Annotated in this window: 23 protein-coding genes and 2 riboswitches; of the genes, 5 read left to right on the forward strand and 18 right to left on the reverse strand. The window is 40.7% G+C overall.

What is annotated here, in order from left to right; genetic code table 11:
* Nucleotides 1–95: 95 nt before the first annotated feature.
* The 5 genes from R0K30_RS05350 to R0K30_RS05370 all read right to left on the reverse strand — a co-directional run bounded on the left by R0K30_RS05350 (nt 96) and on the right by R0K30_RS05370 (nt 5,448).
* Complete coding sequence (locus R0K30_RS05350; RefSeq protein WP_410609495.1) at nt 96–2,015, reverse strand: heavy metal translocating P-type ATPase; 1,920 nt, start codon at nt 2,013–2,015, stop codon at nt 96–98.
* A gap of 295 nt (nt 2,016–2,310) precedes the next feature.
* Nucleotides 2,311–2,799, reverse strand: coding sequence for an endospore biogenesis thiol-disulfide oxidoreductase StoA (stoA, locus tag R0K30_RS05355; RefSeq protein ID WP_367307705.1), 489 nt, complete (start codon nt 2,797–2,799; stop codon nt 2,311–2,313).
* A gap of 54 nt (nt 2,800–2,853) precedes the next feature.
* Nucleotides 2,854–4,170, reverse strand: a complete 1,317-nt coding sequence (locus R0K30_RS05360; protein WP_099728687.1) for a polysaccharide biosynthesis protein — start codon at nt 4,168–4,170, stop codon at nt 2,854–2,856.
* A gap of 113 nt (nt 4,171–4,283) precedes the next feature.
* Nucleotides 4,284–4,946 carry a cell wall hydrolase gene (locus R0K30_RS05365; RefSeq protein WP_410609498.1) on the reverse strand — a complete coding sequence of 221 codons (663 nt, stop codon included), beginning with the start codon at nt 4,944–4,946 and terminating at the stop codon, nt 4,284–4,286.
* A gap of 307 nt (nt 4,947–5,253) precedes the next feature.
* Nucleotides 5,254–5,448, reverse strand: a complete 195-nt coding sequence (locus tag R0K30_RS05370; protein WP_099728689.1) for a hypothetical protein — start codon at nt 5,446–5,448, stop codon at nt 5,254–5,256.
* Nucleotides 5,449–5,615: 167 nt separating this feature from the next.
* Between R0K30_RS05370 and R0K30_RS05375 the strand changes: the two genes are divergently transcribed.
* A complete protein-coding gene (locus tag R0K30_RS05375; protein ID WP_003211747.1) occupies nt 5,616–5,804 on the forward strand; it encodes a YkvS family protein in 189 nt (62 codons plus the stop codon).
* 118 nt (nt 5,805–5,922) lie between these two features.
* On the opposite strand, the gene R0K30_RS05380 is transcribed toward R0K30_RS05375, so the two are convergent.
* From R0K30_RS05380 to R0K30_RS05405, 6 genes are all read right to left on the reverse strand, one after another.
* The gene (locus R0K30_RS05380) at nt 5,923–6,141 is read right to left on the reverse strand and encodes a hypothetical protein (protein WP_268254823.1); all 219 of its coding nucleotides are present in this window, start codon (nt 6,139–6,141) and stop codon (nt 5,923–5,925) included.
* A 262-nt stretch (nt 6,142–6,403) separates the two neighbouring features.
* Entirely contained in the window at nt 6,404–6,901 is a 498-nt protein-coding gene (gene queF, locus R0K30_RS05385) for a preQ(1) synthase (protein WP_034324938.1), read from the reverse strand.
* 15 nt (nt 6,902–6,916) lie between these two features.
* Nucleotides 6,917–7,648, reverse strand: a complete 732-nt coding sequence (gene queE / locus R0K30_RS05390) for a 7-carboxy-7-deazaguanine synthase QueE (RefSeq protein ID WP_327925519.1) — start codon at nt 7,646–7,648, stop codon at nt 6,917–6,919.
* A complete protein-coding gene (gene queD / locus R0K30_RS05395; protein WP_099728692.1) occupies nt 7,641–8,081 on the reverse strand; it encodes a 6-carboxytetrahydropterin synthase QueD in 441 nt (146 codons plus the stop codon). The genes queE and queD overlap by 8 nt, the downstream gene beginning before the upstream one ends.
* Nucleotides 8,082–8,738 (reverse strand): 7-cyano-7-deazaguanine synthase QueC, encoded by a 657-nt coding sequence (queC, locus tag R0K30_RS05400; RefSeq protein WP_230031153.1) that lies wholly within the window; start codon nt 8,736–8,738, stop codon nt 8,082–8,084.
* A 157-nt stretch (nt 8,739–8,895) separates the two neighbouring features.
* Nucleotides 8,896–8,940: riboswitch (PreQ1 riboswitch) on the reverse strand.
* Between the two features lie 71 nt (nt 8,941–9,011).
* On the reverse strand, nt 9,012–10,055 hold the full coding sequence (locus R0K30_RS05405; RefSeq protein WP_230031152.1) for a YkvI family membrane protein: 1,044 nt from the start codon (nt 10,053–10,055) through the stop codon (nt 9,012–9,014).
* A gap of 244 nt (nt 10,056–10,299) precedes the next feature.
* Here R0K30_RS05405 and R0K30_RS05410 point away from each other — a divergent pair, with 244 nt between their 5' ends.
* From R0K30_RS05410 to motB, 3 genes are all read left to right on the forward strand, one after another.
* On the forward strand, nt 10,300–12,402 hold the full coding sequence (locus tag R0K30_RS05410) for an ATP-dependent Clp protease ATP-binding subunit (protein WP_410609502.1): 2,103 nt from the start codon (nt 10,300–10,302) through the stop codon (nt 12,400–12,402).
* A gap of 382 nt (nt 12,403–12,784) precedes the next feature.
* On the forward strand, nt 12,785–13,579 hold the full coding sequence (gene motA / locus R0K30_RS05415) for a flagellar motor stator protein MotA (protein WP_099728696.1): 795 nt from the start codon (nt 12,785–12,787) through the stop codon (nt 13,577–13,579).
* Nucleotides 13,572–14,339: a flagellar motor protein MotB gene (gene motB / locus R0K30_RS05420; RefSeq protein WP_099728697.1), complete on the forward strand. Its 768-nt coding sequence runs from the start codon at nt 13,572–13,574 to the stop codon at nt 14,337–14,339. Before motA ends, motB begins: the two co-directional genes overlap by 8 nt.
* 36 nt (nt 14,340–14,375) lie before the next feature.
* Here motB and mhqR read toward each other — a convergent pair whose 3' ends face one another.
* Entirely contained in the window at nt 14,376–14,831 is a 456-nt protein-coding gene (mhqR, locus tag R0K30_RS05425) for a MarR family transcriptional regulator MhqR (protein WP_003211701.1), read from the reverse strand.
* 204 nt (nt 14,832–15,035) lie between these two features.
* Here mhqR and kinD point away from each other — a divergent pair, with 204 nt between their 5' ends.
* Nucleotides 15,036–16,541: a sporulation kinase KinD gene (kinD, locus tag R0K30_RS05430; RefSeq protein WP_230031149.1), complete on the forward strand. Its 1,506-nt coding sequence runs from the start codon at nt 15,036–15,038 to the stop codon at nt 16,539–16,541.
* 47 nt (nt 16,542–16,588) lie between these two features.
* On the opposite strand, the gene R0K30_RS05435 is transcribed toward kinD, so the two are convergent.
* From R0K30_RS05435 to R0K30_RS05460, 6 genes are all read right to left on the reverse strand, one after another.
* The gene (locus R0K30_RS05435; RefSeq protein ID WP_410609505.1) at nt 16,589–16,831 is read right to left on the reverse strand and encodes a Spo0E family sporulation regulatory protein-aspartic acid phosphatase; all 243 of its coding nucleotides are present in this window, start codon (nt 16,829–16,831) and stop codon (nt 16,589–16,591) included.
* A 301-nt stretch (nt 16,832–17,132) separates the two neighbouring features.
* Nucleotides 17,133–17,663: a 1,2-dihydroxy-3-keto-5-methylthiopentene dioxygenase gene (locus R0K30_RS05440; protein WP_099727440.1), complete on the reverse strand. Its 531-nt coding sequence runs from the start codon at nt 17,661–17,663 to the stop codon at nt 17,133–17,135.
* Between the two features lie 16 nt (nt 17,664–17,679).
* Nucleotides 17,680–18,318, reverse strand: a complete 639-nt coding sequence (locus tag R0K30_RS05445; RefSeq protein WP_099727441.1) for a methylthioribulose 1-phosphate dehydratase — start codon at nt 18,316–18,318, stop codon at nt 17,680–17,682.
* Nucleotides 18,282–18,977, reverse strand: a complete 696-nt coding sequence (locus R0K30_RS05450; protein ID WP_099727442.1) for a 2-hydroxy-3-keto-5-methylthiopentenyl-1-phosphate phosphatase — start codon at nt 18,975–18,977, stop codon at nt 18,282–18,284. The genes R0K30_RS05445 and R0K30_RS05450 overlap by 37 nt, the downstream gene beginning before the upstream one ends.
* Nucleotides 18,978–20,198, reverse strand: coding sequence for a 2,3-diketo-5-methylthiopentyl-1-phosphate enolase (gene mtnW, locus R0K30_RS05455; protein WP_410609509.1), 1,221 nt, complete (start codon nt 20,196–20,198; stop codon nt 18,978–18,980). It lies immediately after the preceding gene.
* Between the two features lie 99 nt (nt 20,199–20,297).
* Nucleotides 20,298–20,399: riboswitch (SAM riboswitch) on the reverse strand.
* Nucleotides 20,400–20,451: 52 nt separating this feature from the next.
* The gene (locus R0K30_RS05460) at nt 20,452–21,633 is read right to left on the reverse strand and encodes a pyridoxal phosphate-dependent aminotransferase (RefSeq protein WP_367307711.1); all 1,182 of its coding nucleotides are present in this window, start codon (nt 21,631–21,633) and stop codon (nt 20,452–20,454) included.
* Nucleotides 21,634–21,786 lie beyond the last annotated feature (153 nt).

Below are 21,786 nucleotides of genomic sequence, written 5' to 3' on the forward strand. Positions count from 1 at the left end.
CTCACACGTTTTACTACTGATCTATTGTATCAGTTTTTGCTGTATTTCGCACAAAAGCGCACTGGCATGAAGCCAAGTGCGCTATGATCATTTGCTTAAGATGCACGAAGCAGTCGCAGTCCATTTAAAATGACCAAAATCGTACTTCCTTCATGCCCGATGACGCCAAAAGGCAAATCAAGCACTTGTAAGAAATTCGCACAAATTAACAGACAAATCACCGTTAATGAGAAAATGATGTTTTGCTTAATGATTCTATTCATCTTTCTTGAAAGGCGGATCATCTTTGTTAGGTTATTTAAATTGTTCTTCATTAAAATGAGATCCGCTGTTTCTAAGGCAACGTCAGTGCCCCCGCCCATCGCAACGCCAACATCTGCTGTGGCGAGTGCCGGTGCATCATTTATTCCGTCTCCTACCATGATGATCGAGTTACCTTGTTTTTTAAGTTGATTGACCTCATGTACCTTTTCATCTGGAAGACACTCAGCGACAACTGTTTGGATGCCAGCTTCCTGCGCAATGGCTTCAGCCGTTTTTGGTTGATCTCCTGTGAGCATGACCGTTTGAATGCCTAAATCATTCAGCTCTTGAATCATTTTTTTAGCTTCAGGTCTAATTTGATCCTTAAGGCCAAGGCAGCCAACGACTTCTTCATCCTTTTGAACATACACCACTGTATATCCTTTTTCAGAAAGAAGATCACCCGTCTCTTCAATCTCTCGGTCCATAGGAGCCTTGCCGGCAAAATCTTTCTTCCCTATGCGCCACGTTGCTCCATTCCATTGTGCTTTTACACCAAAGCCCGAGGTTTCTTCAATGGTGACGTGTGCTGATCTTTCTACTTGGTGCTCTTTTGCCATATCAGAGATCGCTTTTGCTAATGGGTGGTTTGATTGACTTTCAATTTGATAAAGCGCCTGATAAAAAGCAGCTTTCTCTTGTCCTTCAGCCAGCACAACCTTTTCTACAGCTGGCTTCCCGCTTGTAATCGTCCCCGTTTTATCAAAAGCGATCATGGTGCTTGTGCCTAATTTTTCTAAAAAGACGCTTCCTTTTACAAGCATCCCGTTTCTTGCGCCGTTTGAGATAAGTGAAAGAGCGGCTGGCATAATGGATGCAACAAGCGCACAAGGTGAAGCAACCACCATAAACACCATCGCCCGGTAAAAGGTTTCACTCATGCTCCAGCCGAGTACAAAATGAGGCAGAAACATTAAAATAGCGACGGTGATTAACACACCTTTTACATATGCACCTTCAAATTTTTCAATGAATGCTTGGCTTGGCGAAACACTTTCTTGAGCGGATTCAACAAGCTTAATAATTTTATGAAAAAGCGTCTCTTCATTATATTTCGTTACTTCTACTGTTAAAGAACCATTTAAGTTCACAGTTCCTGCAAACACGTCTTCCCCTTGCCCTTTTTCCTGAGGAACCGATTCACCAGTGAGTGCAGATTCGTCCACACTTGTTCTCCCGCTCAGGATCACACCATCTGCTGCAATACGCTCGCCAGCTTTGATCATAATACGGTCGCCCGGTGTTAATGATGAAGCAGCGATTTGAATGGTTGTGCCATCGTCTTCAATTAAAGTCGCTTCATCTGGTGCGATACTCATTAAAGCTGTTAAATCTTTCTTGCTTTTATTTGACGTATACGTTTCAAGCGCACCGCTCAATGAAAAAATAAAAATTAAGATGGCACCCTCTGCCCAATATCCAATAATAGCTGAGCCTATCGCTGCGAAAATCATTAAAAGTTCTACATTCAGTGTCTTAGACGAAATGGTTTCTTCGATCCCTTCTTTCGCCTTTGCAAAACCTCCAATAACAAAAGCAAGGATGAAAAGAGGGATACTCCACATGCTTTCATCCTTTAGAACCCACCCAATCAAGATGAGAATTCCCGAGATCCCTGCTGCCATTAATTCTCCGTGCTGTGTCCATTTGTGAAAGGACCATTTCGATTCCTTTTGTTTTGTCGTTTGATAAAGTGCTGTATTCTCATTCATGATTGTTTTCTCCTCTCTAATTGATAATGATTTTCACATCACCAATCGTTGCCCGTTCCGTTTTTCATCTATAATTTCTGGTATTTCAAGCTTTTTATAGGTCTGTAACTCATTATAACAGGTTCTGATCAATTTTCAATTAATAATTATTATAATTTCTTCTTGATAATAATTATCATTATTGATGCAGATCATTCCTTCCTCTTCTGAGCACAGTTTATTCAGATGAAAAGCAATTGAACACTAAAAAAGAACCAACGGAATGACCTTTGGTTCTTCACAGAAAACATTTGTTTTACGAATTCGTCCACTCTTTGATTTGTTTTTTCGTCAGTGGACCTACATGATTTTTCACCACTTCTCCTTTTTCATTAATAAAAAAGGTGGTCGGGATCGTGATGATTTGATATTTCTTCATCATTTCTCCGTGCTCATCAAGAACGATCGGGAATGTAAACTTTCTGTCTTTCACAAATTGGGCGACAGCGTTTTTACTTTGTTCAGCACCTAGTAAATTAACGGTCAGAATGTCGACATCACTTTGATTTTCTTTCACGATCTGTTCAAAGGCTGGCAGCTCTATTTTGCAGGAAGGGCACCATGTTGTCCAAAAATGCAGGATTGTTCGTTTTCCTTTCGGCGGAACGATTTGCGTTTCACCAGTTAATGTAGGAACCTCTATCCTCGGCGCCATAACAGGTTCTTTCGCTTCTGCCTCTGTATTCATCAGAAATAGAAGAAGGGTCATCATCAGAAGACTGGCGGGTAGATATTTACGTTTCATCAAGATCTTCCTTCCCAGTTTTCTTATAGCTTGCCCTCTCGATAAAGATGACATTCAAGCTTTTTTCATTCTAAGAAACATCGAAACGCCAAGCTCCTTACAAATGGTGGCATAATGCAGCGCAGTCAGCAGCAGCATACCCGTGTTCATTCCTAATATAACGCCCATCATGTTCAGGCTTTCAATTGACCCGAGGAAATATACCATAGAAAATGAGACGACATGCACCCATATATTATGTAGGAACACGTCTTTAATCAGCCCCATACCGATTAAACACGCTTGAAATGGCATCACAAACAGGTGGCATAAAAAGTACGGCCAGAGCAGCTGCAGATAGACGGCAGCTTGTGGTGAATCAAAAAAGAGCTGCGTGAGCGGATAAGCGAAATAATACATCACCATCACTGCCGGCACCCCATACCCAAACGTAATGAGAATCGCTTGCCTGACACGTTTTTTCACGAGATCATACTGCCCTAAAGCATAGGCTTCAGATACATTCGGAATCATCACAATCATGATCGAATGGGCGATAAACGCTGGGAAGAAACCGATCGACATGGCTACACCAGCAAGCATTCCATAATGATCAACAGCTAGTGTTCCAGAGATACCTGCTGCAACGAGGGCTCCTTTGATTAAAAAAGGTTCAACGGCATTGGCGATGGCATGAAAGATGCGCATCCCAGTTGTTGGAATCGAAACAGCCAACAGGCGCTTTCTCACGTCACTCCCTCTTAGTTCAACAGACCTCACATTCACAGCATTTTTCGCCATGACGTATTGGGAGTATAAATAAATAAAGACGACAAGATCACTCGCAACAATGACCCCAATGGCGATGAGCACCGCTGTTTCAATATCAAAGGAATACCAATGGAAAAATAAAAACAAGCAGATGAGCTGGATCGTTTTTTTCAGCATATTTGCTAGGGCGATTCTGCCCATTTGCTGCTTTCCCATAAAATAACCGCGTGCAATAGAGGTAAACGCAATAATCGGAATAAGAGACAGCACTAAGCCTTTCATGAGCGGATGATACGACTGAAACACAGGAATGAAAGGCAGTACAATCGCTGCTGCTCCCGTGGTTGTACATGTCACCACAAGCGTCATTTTAAAGGCATGGCGGAGCATACTTTTGTGAAGCCGCTCATGCGACTCTGCAATGAATTTAGAAATGGAGACTGGAAGCTCTAGGCTAGCGATCACAAGTACAAGCATGATGATTGGAAGGATACTCATGTAGAGACCCATCCCATGTTCTCCAAGCTCTCTCGCTAAAATCATATTGACTAAGAACTCTATACACTCCGCAATGAAAGCTGCGACAGATAGCAGAATGACCCCTTTTACAAATCGATTCATGTAGCCTCCCCTTGTCTAAAAGCAAATTCTTTTCACATTCTATGAGACAAGTCCTGAAAATATTTTTAAAATTGAAGACAAAAAAAAAGCGACCTGTTGATCGCTGCTTTTCTTTAGACGGCAAATACGTGACGGCCGATTCGTTCTACAATTTTACGGGAACGAATCCAGTTATCTGTCGCCGTTTTTGGATTATAAAAATAAATGGCCTTTGTCGTTCTGTCATGTTCTTTCACAACCTGCTTCACAGCCTTAACGGAATCTTGATCTGCCTTATCATTGATGCTTCCATTCGATACTGGCTGGAAGGCATTTCGCTGATAAATAACCGCTCTGACGCTGTCAGGAAAAGAGCTATGCTCTACCCTGTTTAAGACGACGCTTGCTACAGCTTTTTTCCCTGCGTAAGATTCACCTTTCGCTTCAGCATGTACCAATCGAGAAAGCAAGTCCATTTCTTCATTAGAATAACGCGTTTGTTTTTTGGAGTTTGCCTCTTTCGTCGTTTCAGACTTCACTTGTTTTTTTTGCTTCGGTTTTGAAGCCTTTTCTTCTGTTGACGTGCTTAGCATTTTGACTTTCGGCTGACGCTTCCCCTCTGAAAATGCTGGGATTACCTTATGATGATCATCTTGATCTATATATGAAAGCTGATGCTTAACAGGTGCTTGTGAAAGTTCGTGACTTAATGTGCCTTGCTGCTCTTGTATATTGTCCATCTTCATTGCTGCTACCAGCATAAGGATGGCAAAAAGAGCTGTATGAATTTTAATCATTCGCCTCATTCCTCCTTTAATCAAAGTAGGCCGTAAGATACTTGTCCACTCTAACAAGAGCTTCTTCTATTTTCACGCACAAAGATTTGCATGCCTGTCCAAATTCCGTCATTAAATGGCATGTCCTAGTTGAAATGCGCATGAACTGGAAATGTTAGCGCTTAAAAAAGCCCCTTTTTAGCCTATAATCATCCTTATGCTCCTGATTATGGGTTATTACATTTTCTTTTCATATGTATCAGGCTGATTTGAAGTATGACAAAAGAGCCAAAATAAAAAAGCTTTCTCTCATTAGTGAGAAAAAGCTTTAGCTTCTTGCTTCTTTAAGATATTCAAAAATAACATCTCCACGATGTTTGGCCATTCCGCGAAAATATTTAAAATCATCTTGCTTTACCAAAATAGAACGAAAAGTTAAAAAATCATCTTTTTGAATGGTCACTTGCTTCTCCGTCCCATTCCGTAATGATTCAAGTATTGTGAGGATTTGTTCTTCAGTCAAAAAAACCGCTCCTTTTCTGCCATGATCAAATATTAAATATACCATTCGTTTGAAAAGCGTACAACGAAAACGAAACAAAAACGTCTTTATCCTTTACATTGGTATGAAAATATTGCAAAATACTTTTTAATAGGGAATGAAATCTGTTTTTAAAGGAGAGGGATCGGTTGAAGATTGCAAAAATTGGAAATGTGATCGAATTTAGAAATGGTTTAACAGGTGTAGTTGAAAAAGTGAATGAAAACTCTGTCATTGTGGATGTCACCATCATGGACAACTATAGAGATTTAGAACTGGATTCACTAACAGTCGTTAATCATAAAAACTATAAAATCATCAAAGACTCCGTACATTAATTTGCAATCCTCAATTCAGACTATCATTACATAAATATATACGAAGCAAAGCTGTCAGACAGCTTTGCTCTCTTTTGACAATCACATATGAAAAAGACTGACACCTTTTGAAGGGAGGTCAGTCTTTTTGCGTATGAAAGGTTTGCATTTCTGCCTTGGTTTTGTACATCTCTACTTCCTCAGGTGTCATAACGCCTTTATCAATTAAAAGTGCAATCACCCCAAGCAATGTGGACGCACTCCATTTATATCGTTCTTTGTTTTGATGTTCAAGCATCTGAAGCTCTTCTCTTAGCTCCATCAGCAGCTTCTCTGTTTGCTCTTCTTTGTTTTCCAACACAAACGCCTCCGTTTTCCACTCATTGCCCCTATTTTATCTCAAAGCAAACGTGATAAGCAAAAAAGCACGATTCGCCTTTACAAACATACGTTCTGTCATGTATAATGATTTTACGAGCTGGTAGCCCCCAGCCGTCCTAGCAAGTTCTATTCCTATTGGTATGAGAAGAGTGACATGACTCTTCTCTTTTTTTATGGTTTGAGCCTTATATTTCCGCCATAAAAAAAGACATGTCATCCGGCATGTCTTTTCCTATTTATTAGCGATTATCAATCGTTTCTGGATACATATCATGATTCATCATACGATACGATGCCATTTCTTCATACTTAGTTCCAGGTTTTCCGTAGTTTGTATACGGGTCAATCGAAATACCGCCTCTTGGTGTGAATTTGCCCCATACTTCAATATACCTTGGGTCCATCAATTCAATCAGATCGTTCATGATGATATTCATACAATCCTCATGGAAGTCACCATGGTTACGGAAGCTGAACAAATATAATTTTAACGATTTACTCTCAACCATGATTTCATTTGGAATATAGCTGATATAAATCGTCGCAAAATCCGGCTGCCCTGTTTGCGGACAAAGTGATGTAAACTCTGGGCAATTGAATTTTACGAAATAGTCTCTATTTGGATGTTTATTTGGGAACGTTTCAAGCACTTGTGGTGCATATTCAAACAAATAATTGGTCCCTTGGTTTCCTAATAAAGTGACACCTTCTAATTCTTCTGGTTTTCTTGTCGTCATCTTGTCTCTTCCTTTCTATACGCCTCGTTTATTTCCCCACAATAACGTGTGCAGCTGCGGCAAGACTCTCACTCGATTCAAGTCTGGATCTTGCGCCACTTGATCTATAAGCGCTTCATATTTCTTTAATAAATGCGTCAATAAGGAAGCGTCGTCAGCTGTCGTCGTGTCATCATTTCCTACCTGCAAGTAAAAAGGAAGCTCTGGGTATTTCGCATGAACATCCTTCGCATAGGCTAAATCACGATCATCAAAAATCACGACCTTTAGGCTTGCATGCTGCAATCTGTTTCCATTTTTCAATTCATCTATAATACGTGTCAGTTTCGTAAAATCTGTTTTCATATTCGAGCTTGGCGGCTTTGGAGAAATGGTTAAATCATCAATTTTTAAAAACCAATCCTGATACATCGTTCCTTGTGTTTCAAGCGCTGTATCGATCCCTTCTTCATGCAGCAAATCAATGAGTGATTCCATTTGTTTTAATAACGCAGGATTCCCTCCTGAAATGGTGACATGAGAGAAAGCCTGTCCACCTATTCTTTTCAGCTCTTTCACAATATCTTCTGCTTGAAGCCACTGAATATCCTGCTTAGCTGACCCATCCCATGTAAATGATGAATCACACCAGCTGCAAGAGTAGTCACAGCCAGCCGTTCTGACAAACATTGTTTTTTGTCCAATGACCATTCCTTCTCCTTGGATGGTTGGACCAAAGATTTCTAATACAGGAATCGCTTTAGCCATTGAGCTCAACTCGTTTCGGCCGGTAAATGCAATAGCTTGTTGGTGTCTCCCTGACAAAGACCTGAACACATGTCGGTCTGTTCGCTAAAGTCGATAAGTATGCCGCTACTTTGTCATGTACGGTCTTTGCGACAACCTCAGTGGTTGGCATGGCGTATGGATCGTTTGATGAAAATTCTTCATGGTCGTTAAGCAGCGTGTGGTCGTACTGCCCATGAATGAGCTTTTTCAGCGTACTGAAATTGACAAGAAAACCTGATTCATCCAGATTGTCTCCTGCAATCGTGATATTAATCGTATACGTATGACCATGTATGCGGCTGCATGCACCGGCATCTTCTCTTGGGATGAAATGTGCTGCAGATAGATGCATATCTTTGTTCAATTCAAATGAAAATGGGTGATTCGTTTGTGGATAGATTTGAGAAAGCATTTATTTCGCCTCCTTCATTTTCATATAAGTGTCATAGCCGTTTTTCCGAAGCTTACAAGCGGGACATTCCCCGCAGCCATCAGAAATGATGCCATTGTAGCAAGTGAGCGTTTCATTTTTCACAAAGTCTAGCGCATCCAGCTCATCGGCAAGCTTCCATGTTTCTGCTTTATTGAGCCACATTAGTGGTGTATGGATGACAAATGGTTTTTCCATCGCCAAATTCACTGTGACGTTGCAAGATTTCACAAACTCATCTCGGCAATCTGGGTAGCCGCTAAAGTCTGTCTCACAAACACCTGTGATAATATGTCTTGCTCCGATTTGATACGCAAGAATAGAGGCAAAGGATAAGAAGACTAAGTTTCTCCCTGGAACAAACGTGGAAGGCAGCTCTCCTTCTTTTTCCACAATGTCTATGTCATCTCTTGTTAAAGCATTTGGTGCCAGCTGATTCAAAAGAGACATATCTAATAGATGATTCTTCACGCCTAACTTGTCAGCGATTCTTTTGGCTACATCAATTTCTTCTTGATGGCGCTGATTATAATGAAAGGTTACGGTTTCTACCTCTTCAAATTGTTGAAGTGCCCATAATAAACATGTCGTACTGTCCTGTCCCCCGCTAAAAACAACGACTGCTTTTTCATTTTTCAATTCCTGTTCTCCTCCTTTTGCAGATGAGTACAACCGTACTAGCTGCATCTGAAAGGCTCATGAAACCCCCTATTTTCTCAAAAGAAAAGACACCTTCACATGTATATGAGGTGTCCTAGCCATAAAAAATAAAAAGTGCCACATCCAAGGATACGGCAAGTCCTTAGTTTTTTATAGAGGGTTTTGCTAGAACCTCTCCCGTTTTCACGGATTTTTGTTCAATTTTCACAGAGGATAGTGTACCACATATTATTCATGCAGGCTATCCCTTCTTTACCTATTAAACGATTTAGGCACTTTTTTCAGACAAAGAAAGAGGATAAAAAAGATACTGACATAACCGAAAATAGGGTAAACCGTTGAAATCAGTGTACCGTATCCAATTTTACTGATCACATAACAGCATAGGAGGATAAGAGATATCGTATAGATGCTTTTCATTCGGATATATGCCCTCACTTGTCTTTCCAGCCCATATAAATTGCCTATGACGGATGTAAAGACTTCACCGAAGATCACGAATAAATAAATGAGATGAATAGAGTTTGCTACTTGATACACCACTTGGGCCATTGGAATATCATACGCCTCCAGCATGTCTAATGAAGAAAGAGATAAAAAGCAAGCAAGCAGAATAAGTGTGAGCATGATGCCCCCAAAGACCGCTCCCTTTTTAATCACAGCTTCTGATGTCATTTCATTTGCGACCGGCACTAACACAGCTTGAGACAGCGCTAAATTAAAGGCACCATATGAAACGGCAGACAACATCCATTCGCCCTCTCCCATTTGCAGCGCAAGAACATAACTTTCACTGCTGCTAAAAACAAATGAATCAAGAAACACGATCAATGAAAAGAAAATAAGCATCGGAACAACGAGTACGTTGACACCAAATAATCCTTTTGATCCTTTAAAAAGCACAATGACGCTCAGAATGATCGTCATAAAAATCCCATATTCCTTCGATATACCAAGCTGCTCCTCAAAAATAGCCCCTGCGCCAGAAAGCATCACTGAGGTGACACCAAGTAAAATAAAAAACATGACGACATTAATATATCGACTCGCAGCTGCTCCAAATAAAAAACGATTCATATCTTGATAAGACTCTGCTTCAATTCGTTTAGAAATAAGCATCAATTTTGCGCCAAGTAGAGTGAAAATAGCTCCGCTAATCAGAATTCCCAGCAACCCAATCCAGCCAAAACGAACAAAAAATTCTACGATTTCTTTTCCTGTCGCAAACCCAGCTCCAACTACAGTTCCTACATATACAAAGGCAAGCTGAAAAGCGGATTCATTTGAACGTTTCATGTGACCCCTCCGCACCCATCACTTTCGATTGTCTCTTTTTTATCCTATGAGACAAGTTCCTTGAAAAGAAGGACAAACCATGATTAAATGCAAAAAAGGATTTTTCATCCGGCTTTGAGCAAAACAGTTGAAAGTCAAAATAGGTCAGAGTATACTATAGTCAAAGATGGTCAAACAATAGACCATTTTATTTAACATTCATTGGTCAAATAAAGTCAAACTTTATTTGAGGAGGTCATGGCAAATGCGTTGTCAACATTGTCAAGTAAATGAAGCAACTATTCGCCTGAATATGCAAGTGAATTCGTCCCGCAGCCAAATGGTTTTATGTGAAGACTGCTACAGCTCTTTGATGGAGCAGTCAAAAATGAAAATGGGACCTCAATCGTTCGGAGGAAGTTCATTCTTCTCCGAGCCAACAGGACATGCCCCAAGCGGAGAGCAGCCTAAACAAAAGGGCTTACTCGATGAACTTGGCCGGAACTTAACTGATGGCGCAAATGCTGGTTTGATTGATCCAGTCATTGGCCGTGATGAAGAAGTCGCAAGAGTCATTGAGATTTTAAATAGAAGAAATAAAAACAACCCTGTTCTGATTGGTGAACCAGGTGTTGGTAAAACAGCGATCGCCGAAGGACTTGCATTAAAAATTGCGAGTGGCGATGTACCAAATAAATTAAAGAACAAACAAATCTATTTATTAGATGTTTCCTCACTTGTGGCGAACACAGGGGTACGTGGTCAATTTGAGGAACGAATGAAGCAGTTAATCAAAGAATTGCAAAGTCGTAAAAATATCATCTTATTTGTAGATGAAATCCATCTTCTTGTAGGCGCAGGGTCTGCCGAAGGATCAATGGATGCTGGGAACATCTTAAAACCAGCCCTTGCAAGAGGCGAGCTGCAGCTAGTAGGTGCGACCACATTAAAAGAGTATCGCCAAATTGAAAAAGACGCCGCACTTGAACGTCGCTTCCAGCCCGTCATCGTGGATGAGCCAACACAGAATGAAGCGATCGACATCTTAAAAGGCATTCAAGATAAGTATGAAGCCTATCATGGTGTCACCTATTCTGATGAAGCCATTAAAGCGTGCGTTCAATTATCTTCACGGTATATTCAAGAGCGTCAATTGCCGGATAAAGCCATTGATTTAATGGACGAAGCTGGTTCAAAAGCGAACCTCTCTCTTGATGTAGCAAGTGAAGATGAACTGACAAACCGTCTTGCGCAAATCGCCGCTGAAAAACAAGCTGCTTTAAAAGAAGAACAATATGAAAAAGCAGCGAAGCTTCGAGATGAAGAAGAAGCGATTGAAGCAAGACTCCAAAACCAAACAGATCACAAAGAACATGTCGTCACAGCAGAGGATATTCAGGGCATTGTGGAACAAAAAACAGGCATCCCTGTTGGCAAACTGCAAGCAGACGAACAAACAAAAATGAAAGAAATTGACGTTCGCTTAAAAGCACGAGTGATCGGTCAAGAACATGCCGTGGAAAAAGTAGCGAAGGCCGTGAAAAGAAGCAGAGCTGGCTTAAAATCGAAACATAGACCGACTGGCTCCTTCCTTTTTGTTGGGCCAACAGGTGTGGGGAAAACCGAATTGTCTAAAACGTTAGCCGAAGAATTATTTGGCTCAAAAGATGCGATCATTCGTTTAGATATGAGTGAGTATATGGAGAAACACTCCGTGTCCAAAATCATCGGTTCTCCTCCTGGTTACGTTGGACATGATGAAGCTGGCCAGCTTACTGAAAAGGTTCGCAGAAAACCATATAGCATCATTTTGCTGGATGAAATCGAAAAAGCACATCCTGATGTCCAGCACATGTTCCTTCAAATCATGGAAGATGGCCGGTTAACAGACAGCCAAGGCAGAACCGTCAGCTTTAAAGACACGGTCATCATTATGACAAGTAACGCAGGCAGCACAGATAAAACGGTTAAAGTCGGCTTTCAGTCTGATCAGGAAGAAGCAATTGAGGAACAATCACTGATTGATTCACTCAGCATCTATTTCAAACCAGAATTCTTGAACCGTTTTGACAGCATCATTCAATTTGACTCATTAGACAAAGACGATCTAGTGAAAATTGTTGATCTTCTGATCAATGAACTGTCAGAGCAGTTAAAAGAGCAAAATTTAACGGTCCACGTCACAAACGAAGCGAAAGAAAAAATCGCGGAGCTCGGATATCATCCTGCATTTGGTGCGCGTCCAATACGAAGAACCATTCAAGAGCACGTCGAGGATCAAATGACGGAGATTTTGCTTGAAGAAGAACACCTTTTTGGATTTACAGTCGATGTTGAACACGACGAAATCGTTGTGAAAAAAAGATAAGTACATCCTAAGAAGGAGGAGCAGCTCCATCATGTGCTGGTGGCTAAGTTCCAACTGAACGCTGACGCTCCCCCGCCTCTTTTCCTTTATGATAAAAGAAAAAGAGGTGGAGCACATGGATCACATGATAAATTGGAACTACGATCTGATCAAAATCATATATGAAGAAAAATTAAAAGAGCTGCTTATACATGAAACACCACAAAATGAAAAAAGAAACTCCCTACATCTATAAGGGAGTTTCTTTTTTACGGCAAATGGAAAGCGCTTTCTTCAAAATTTCTTCACAGAAACTGTCTTAATTTTATATTCTGACTAAAACCCTTCTAGAACACACCGATATTAACTATAGAAAAAGATAGTTAAAGGATTTGGTGAGATAATGGACAAAACATCGTTAATTGGTATTATTTTAGCATTTATTGCACTGAGTGTCGGTATGGTTTTGAAAGGTGTGAGTCTAACCGCTCTTATCAACCCGGCGGCTATATTGATTATTGTTGTTGGAACGATTTCAGCTGTTGTCATCGCATTCCCATCTAGTGAAATTAAGAAAACACCAAAATTGTTCGGGAAAATTTTCAAAGATAACAAGCTTCCAACGATTCAAGAAATGATCCCTCTTTTTTCAAACTGGGCTCAAATTGCTCGTCGTGAAGGTCTTTTGGCATTAGAAGCTAGCCTTGAGGAAGTCGATGATGATTTTCTAAAGAACGGCTTAAGCATGGCGGTTGACGGTCAAAGTGCTGAATTTATTCGCGACGTCTTAACAGAAGAAGTTGACGCCATGTCTGAAAGACATCAGTCAGGCGCATTAATCTTTACACAAGCAGGTACATACGCTCCGACGCTTGGTGTACTTGGCGCCGTTGTCGGACTCATTGCCGCACTTGCAAACATGGGAGATATTGAAGCACTTGGACATGCAATCAGTGCGGCCTTCGTTGCCACGCTGCTTGGGATTTTTACCGGGTATGTGTTATGGCATCCATTTGCGAACAAGCTGAAGCGTAAATCTAAGGAAGAAGTAAAGCTTCGTCTCATTATGATCGAAGGCATTCTTTCTGTCCTTGAAGGTCAATCTCCAAAAGTCATTGAACAAAAACTGCTCATGTACTTACCAGCGAAAGAACGCGCAAATCTTGTCATTGAAGAAGGAGAAAAACAGAATGGCTAGGAAACGTAAAAAACATGATGACGATGAACATGTAGATGAATCTTGGCTCATCCCTTATGCCGATCTTCTTACGCTTCTTCTCGCCCTCTTCATAGTGCTCTTTGCATCTAGTTCCATTGATGCTGCGAAATATGAACAGATGGCCAAGTCTTTTAATGTTGTTTTTACTGGCGGCACTGGTGTCATGGATCAATCCAGCATGCAAAGCACTGAGGAAACCGAAAACAGCAATCAAACTAAGAAATCAGCAGAAGATGATGATGAAGAAGCCAAAGCAAAAGCGCGAGACCAAGCGGTTCTGACAAAGGTCAAAAAACAAGTAGATTCATTCATTGCAAATAAAAAACTTGGCTCCAAGCTCGAAACAAAGCTTACGGATGAAGGTCTGCTCATTACGATTGAAGACAGCATCTTCTTTGATTCTGGCCGAGCGGTTATCCGCCCGCAGGATGTCCCGTTAGCAAGAGAAATTTCAAAACTGCTTGTCATTAACCCTGCTCGTGACATTGTCATTAGCGGACATACAGATAATGTCCCCATTAGAAATTCAGAATTTGAATCAAACTGGTATTTAAGCGCGATTCGTGCTGTAAACTTTTTAAGTATTCTACTTGAGAACAGCAACCTAGACCAAGAGAACTTTAGCACAAAAGGCTTCGGTGAATTCAAACCGATTGCCTCAAACGATACAGCGGAAGGCAGAAGTAAAAACAGACGCGTAGAAGTACTTATTTTACCGATTGAGAGAAAAGCGAAATAAAAAAGGAAGCCACCAGCGGCTTCCTTTTTTATTTGTTTATTCTTTATGATCATATAAATGCTTTGCACGCAGCCCCACATGTTTGAGCATATCGATGCAGGCATCCTTCTCTTCTTCACTCAGCACACTGATCATCTCATGAATTTCTTTCGCATGATCTGGGAAGATGTCATCAAGCAAAGCTCGTCCTTGTTCCGTAATATGCGCAAATGTCACCCTGCGGTCTTCTGCACAAGCCTTACGACTGAGGAGTTCTTTTTTCTCCAATTTATCGACCACATACGTGATGCTTCCGCTTGCGAGTAAAATCTTATCACCGATTTGCTGAAGCGGCTGATCACCTTTATGATACAGCAATTCTAGTACAGCAAATTCAGTCGGATTCAGACCGTGCTTGACAATATGTTTGTTCATGTGATGATTGATTGAGCGATAAGCACGTGATAATACAATAAATAATTTCAAAGATTTCTCAACATTATGATTTTCCATTTTTTATCATCCTTTATGAAATGCAACCCACTAATGTGACATTAATAAACAATAAGTAAAATGTCAACATGTTGACCCATCTTTAGCATGAAAATGAGACCAGAACGAATCACCTAATTTTTTAAAAATCATACAAGTCATCGTAATAAAGATAGGTTCAATGCTATAATAAGTTTATTAGGTAATACGTTGGAGCGATGAATGATGAGTATACTGAAAGGGTTTTGGAAGAAGATCAGGCTGTACCTTATTTTGGTGATGATTCCAACCCTAATCATTAGTTATTTTATCTACGAAAAAGAAACTGAAAAAATCGATTTAAAAAACAAACAAACGGCTACACTTATGTTAAATATTCACAAAAACCAAATGAATTATTTAATTAGTGAAACAGAAGCGAGATTAACTTCCCTTGCCATGGGATTTGACCAGCCGCTTGAGGCGAAAAAAGTACAAAACATCCTAGAGAAAATCTATAAACAAGAACCTCGTTTTTCAGGCCTGTATCTTTTAGACAAAAAAGGAAATGTAACAGCAAGTACCACACCGTTAAAGGAAAAAATCAACCTTTCATTCAGAGATTATTTTAAGCGCATTCAAGTGACCAAGCAGACCGTGATCACAGATAACTATGTGAGTAGAATTACAAAACAGCGGATTCTCTCCATTTGTGTCCCTGTTTTGAATGAAAACGAAGAAGTCACCAATGTTTTAGTCGCCGCCATTCAAATTGACTATTTAAGAAATATCATGAATGTATTGAACCCAGATCTTCATTTTAAGATGCTGAATCAAAATGGACATGTTGTGTTTACAAGTGGGCCGCAGCCAGCATCAGAAAATGGCAGCACCGTATCTACATATTTAGATGAAAACAGCTGGAAGCTAGAGGTTTTTCCGCAGCGTGCTTCAACTAGTGAAGTGCTGTCCGTTACGCTGGTTCCTCTATCCAGTGCGTTTATTTTATTAAATATTTTATTCACACTTGTCCAATATATCATTTTAAGGCGTCAAACCCAGCAGGAGCGTCATCAAAATGAGGCGCAAAAGATTGAATTAATTGGAACACTCGCGGCAAGTACAGCACACGAAATTCGCAATCCATTAACAGGGATTAGCGGGTTTATACAGCTTTTGCAAAAGAAGTATCATTCAGAAGAAGATCAGCTCTATTTTTCTGTCATAGAGGAAGAAATTAAACGGATTAACCAAATAGTCAGTGAGTTTCTTGTGTTAGGAAAACCTACTGCAGAAAAATGGCAGAATAATTCTGTAAAAGAAATTGTGAGTGAGATCATGCCGATCGTTTTCTCTGAGGCGAACCTGTATAATGTCGAGGTTGATTTGCAAATCAATACGATTCAAGATGTTGGTGTGTATTGCACGAAGGATCACATTAAACAAGTCGTATTAAACGTAGCGAAAAACTCTTTAGAAGCGATGCCAAATGGCGGTCATTTGAAGATTGTGATTGAGGCTGAAAAAGAACATGTCATCATTAAAGTGAAGGATACGGGTGAAGGCATACCAGAAGAGATGCTAAAGCATATCTTCCTCCCCTTTATTACGTCGAAGGAAAAAGGCACAGGTCTTGGGCTTGTCGTGTGTAAACGAATCATTTCGATGTATGGCGGGACAATTGATATTCACAGCGAAGTGAATAAAGGAACAACCGTTATGATCATGCTTCCTTCCGCTCACTCAGCATAGCTGAAGAGTTCAGCCGGTTTTGCTTATGCAAGACCGGTTTTTTCATGTCAGTAAGAGGGCCGGTTCACAGATAGGAGACTCATTTGGGACACAAGATCATGAAGGGATGCAACAGATTGTTTTTCATGAAAAAGAAGATGCTGATACTCATTCATCAGGTTGTCCAGTTCTTGACTATATTTAATTGTCGTCTCACCTGTGTACCCTTCCACTTGAGCTACTTCTACCATTTGTTTTCTCTTTTCATCAATGGACATCAGCAATTGTTCTTTCTTTACATAAATATTCATGATCTCAGCTCCCGCAATGAATTCGTCTGTCTATGTTCTAAATGATCCGACACCAAAATTATACTTTATTTGTAAATTAAATTAAATATGCTTATTTTATTTAATTTTTTACAGCCTAAAGACCTCTTACTCAATCATATCTGGGGGTAAACTTCAAATTTGGGCAGGACTGACACATTGATTAAACAGAATTTTATCCTATGCAGAAGATCAAAATCAACCATTTTCTTTCTCATTTCATGTCTATTTTCCTAAAAAAAAGCTGATCTTCCGCCTTATGCGGAAGGATCAGCTCCTTTCATTAAACCGTTTCTTCTTCGTAAATTGGCACCCAGCCCTCAGTTGTGACAAATATGCGAACTGCGACCACTTGGCGATCCTCTTGCAGTGTAAAGTAGTGACGGATATTCGGAGGCACAGAAATTAAATCTCCTGGATTCAGTCTCACATCAAAAAAGACGCCATCCTTGCCTTGAATGGCAAAGATTCCGTGCCCACTCACAATAAACCGTACTTCGTCATCTGTATGATGATGCTCACGCTTAAAGTTTTGGAGCAGCTCATCAAGATTTGGTGTCGCATCAGATAATGAAATCACGTCCTGCGCTTTGTACCCTCTTCGTTCAGATATATTCTGTATTTCCTTTTGGAAAACGGTCAAAATTTCTTCTTTTTCCTCATCTGTTAAATCATACTTTTCTGATAACCGGTTTGGCAGCTTTTCAATATCCCAATGTTCATAAATGACCCCTTGTTTTTCTAAATATGCCGCTACCTCTTGTTCGTTTTCAAGTAATGTGTTCTCTTCATTATGAATAAAAATCGTCGCCATGTGTTTTTCCTCCTTTTTATCTAACAAGCTGCTTTTGATAAAGCGTTAATTTTAAATGATAGCTAAATAAAAATTCATAAGCCTCTAACACTCGTTTTGCTTCAAATGCTGTTTTTCCCCAGACAGTGATGCCATGATTGCGAATGAGCACAGCACCTGATTCCGTCTCTTCTGTAAGGTGCGCTGCAAATTGTTCTGCAAGATGCGGAATATGGGCTGGGTTTTCAATAATAGGAAGAATGGCTTCTGCATCCTCTTCCCAATAACCAAGGGCTTTTATGATTTCGTTGCCTTTAAAACGAACCTCTCCTTTATCCCCATACAGCTCTGAAATGACATTATTATCGATTGTGTGGACATGGAGACAGCAGCCTGCTTTCGTCCGCTCATACACATATGTGTGAAGCAGTGTTTCGGCCGATGGTCTGAGCGGTTGATTTGGATCATCAGGCTGACCTGCTGCATCCACTAAAACAAAATCTTCGTCCGTTTCTTTTCGTTTATCTTTGCCGCTTGCCGTCACCAAAAATGTGATTGGATCATCCGACACCTTAATAGATAAATTGCCGCTTGTTCCGTAAAACCAGTCTCTTTGTGCCAATTCACGTTTGACGTCTGCTAGCTCCTGCCATCGTTTACTCTTTGCGTCAGCCATTCCTTCACTTCCTTTATTTGAACAAATTGCGCTTTTAAATCGATAAATGTTTCATACTCCTTATGTACGAGCCCGAGCTCTTTACACTCATTCAGCAAATAGTCACGCGCAAACGTGAGATCCGCATGTTTTGCTGCCTCAATATCGGTCACTGAATCTCCGATCATGATAATGAAGTCATTTTCATGAGTCAGCTCTCGAATGATCGAGGGCTTGCAGCAGCCACAGCCATTTTGACATTCTGAATCGCAGTCATGCGGCCATTCAATCTGAATATGATCTTCTTTAAATGACGCATGATTGCAATAAATATCGGCTGGATCTACAATGCCTTCGAGTATGGGATAGACAAAAAAGTCCATACCGCCGCTTAACACATAGAAAGGAATGTCTGCTTTTTTTACATCATCAACAAATTGTTCGAATCCATCTCGAATCTCTGTATCTTCTAAAATAAACGACTGAATGGCTTCCTTCTGATCACTCGTTAGTAATTGAAACATCTGTCCGACGCCTTCTTGAATCGTGATCTCTTTTGACAGGACACCATCCTTCAGCTTCGTCCATTCACTTGGTGCAAACTGCTTCATGATGCGAATAATATTATCATTTTTCGTAATCGTTCCATCAAAATCACAACATACAATTGGTTTTTTCATTTATTCTGCTACCCTTCCCCAAAGATCAAGTGCTGCTTTTAAGTCTTGGCAAGATGATGCCTTTTCTTGGATGGGCTCTTCATTTATCACCGCATCAATAATGGATCGAAATGCTTTCCCTCCGCCGATGGCTCCCCGCGGATGTCCGTGAATTCCTCCACCTGCGTTAATCACATGATCGAATCCAAAATCTTTGATCAATACTGGAACCATACCAGGGTGAATGCCTGCTGATGGGACAGGGAACGTTTTTTGAACCGTATCCTCTTTTACGCAAGCTTCATAGATACCAAGGGCATCTGTTTTCGGAAGTGCGACCGATCCATAAGGAGATGGAAAAAGGCTCAAATCAGCGCCAGCATATCGATTTAATGTACCTAAAAGAAGCGAATGTGAGAACCCATATTCAGGAGATGATGTAAACGCGCCACTCACTGCTGGATGTGCCATAATAGGCAATTGAATGTCTGGGTCCTCAGCTAAGCTTTGCATGACATCAAGTCCGTAGGCAAAGACGTTGAATAGAAGCGCATCTGCTCCAAGTTCAGCGGCCTTCCTTGCTCGACCTTTAAGATCAAAGGTTCTGCCAGTTAAATTAACGGCGTACAGCGTTCGGTGCCCTGTCTCTTCATATGTTTCTTTTAATATCTTTTTTCCTTCTTTGATTCGTTCTTCAAAAGGGGCTAATGGACTTTCAAATAAAATTTCATCATCTTTGATGAAGTCAACACCGCCTAATGCCTGTAAACGGAGCTGCTCTTTTAATTCCGCCATATCACGGCCGATCACGCCTTTAAAAATACTCATCAATAACGGCCGATCAAACACATCTAATTTCTTTCGTATCCCCTCTATTCCAAATACCGGTCCAGGCAGCTTTCTTTTAAACCTATTCGAAAATTCTATATCGACAAGCTTTACTTTCCCATCTAGTGAAAGCTTTCCAAATATCGTTGTTAAAACGGCTGGTAAGTCTGCTGAAAAGTTAGCCTCAGGATAAGCAATTGTTACCTCTGATTGATACAGGCGATTTTCAGCTGATGCAACCTTTTCTGTCACTTTCTCTACTCGGCCTTTATGTTTTTTAAGCTGCTCCTTTTTGAGCTGCGGCAAATCCGTCCATGATCCAACTGTTAAACCAAGTGCGATCTGCTCCGCTTTACGGTCAATTTGTTCATCCTCTCGGTGTGTTAATACGTATGTTGCCAGTAATTCACTCACTAGGAATCCCCTTTCGATTGCGTCCTCTATATGTTCAATAAAAAAACCTCTTTAAGTGCTTGGGCAGCGCCTTAAAGAGGTTTCGTCTCATTCATCCGAATCTTATCTCTCAGCGCCTGCTGCAAGAATTAGCACCGTGCTTCATGGAAGTCGGTTGCCGGGCTTCATTGGGCTAGTCCCTCTGCCTACTCTTGATAAGAATATTCAATTTTCTTCAATATTGCCTGAATTATCCCACCATTTTTTTACGTTGTCAATGGCTTTTTTCAAATAGCTGCAAGGCAGCGATGCGCTCTGCGGCTTCTTTTAACCGCTTCTCACTTGTTAAAAGCCCTACTCTGACGTAGCCTTCACCGCCAGCACCAAAGCCATTCCCCGGCGCCACGACAACATGCGCTTTCTCTAATAATAAGTTAGAAAAGGATTCAGATGTAAATCCTTCTGGCACCTTTAACCAAGCAAAAAATGATCCCTTTGGAGCACTTACGTCCCAGCCAATCTCCTTGCAGGCAGCGATCCATGTATTTCGTCTTTTTTCATAACGATCATTTTGCACCTGTACGCACGTTTGATCGCTTAAAAGAGCTTCTGCTGCTGCATCTTGAGTAGCTTTAAACAGTGACACAAACAGATGATCCTGATAAAGCTCGATCGCTTCAATGACAGAGGGATTTCCTGCTGCAAAACCAACTCTCCAGCCGGCCATATTATATGTTTTGGACAATGTGTAAATTTCAATACCCGTCTCTTTCGCTCCATCTATTTGCAGGAAGCTGACCGGCTTTTCTCCATCGAATCCAATGCCGCCATATGCGAAATCATGGACAACACACAATTTGTGATCTTTCGCAAAAGTAACGGTTTCTTCAAAAAATGCACGACTTGCAGTGGCACCAGTCGGATTGTTTGGGTAATTTAAGTACATCAATTTTGCCTGTTTCTTATCAGCCTCAGGCAATAGATGGTAGTCAGGTAAAAAATCATTTTGTTCAAGAAGAGGCATGGTGACCATATGAGCTCCAGCAAGCACAGCGCCTGACCAGTAATCAGGATAACCAGGGTCTGGGACAAGCAGCGTATCACCCGGATTCAGTAAGCATTGCGGCAGCTCAACAAGTCCCGCTTTCCCGCCAAATAAAATGGCGATTTCTGTCTTCGGATCAAGCGTGACACCATATTCTCTTTCATAAAAGGCTGCGGCGGCCTTTTTTAGTTTTGCTGTTCCGCGAAAAGAGGAGTATTGATGATTTTCGGGCTTTGCTACCGCTTCCTGCATGGCTTTTACAATATGCGGAGGAGTTGGCTGATCAGGATTTCCCTGGCCTAAATTTATGATATCAGCTCCTTCCTGCACTTTTTTCTGCACTTTTTGGACAAGCGACGCAAAAAACTGTTTCGGTAAATGTTTCAACACATCTGATTGCTGGAATTCCATTTTTTTCACCTTCTATTCAAGTTACGTGACAATACACTCACTGTAATGGATTGTTTTATGAATTGTAAAGCAATTTTGAAAAAAGATTGACATGTGAAGAGCAGCTCTGATAATATCTTGAATTAAGAAATGCATGCAGACAAAACAATGACA

The sequence above is a fragment of the Bacillus sp. SIMBA_154 genome, assembly GCF_046536015.1.
GTDB lineage: Bacteria > Bacillota > Bacilli > Bacillales > Bacillaceae > Bacillus > Bacillus pumilus_P.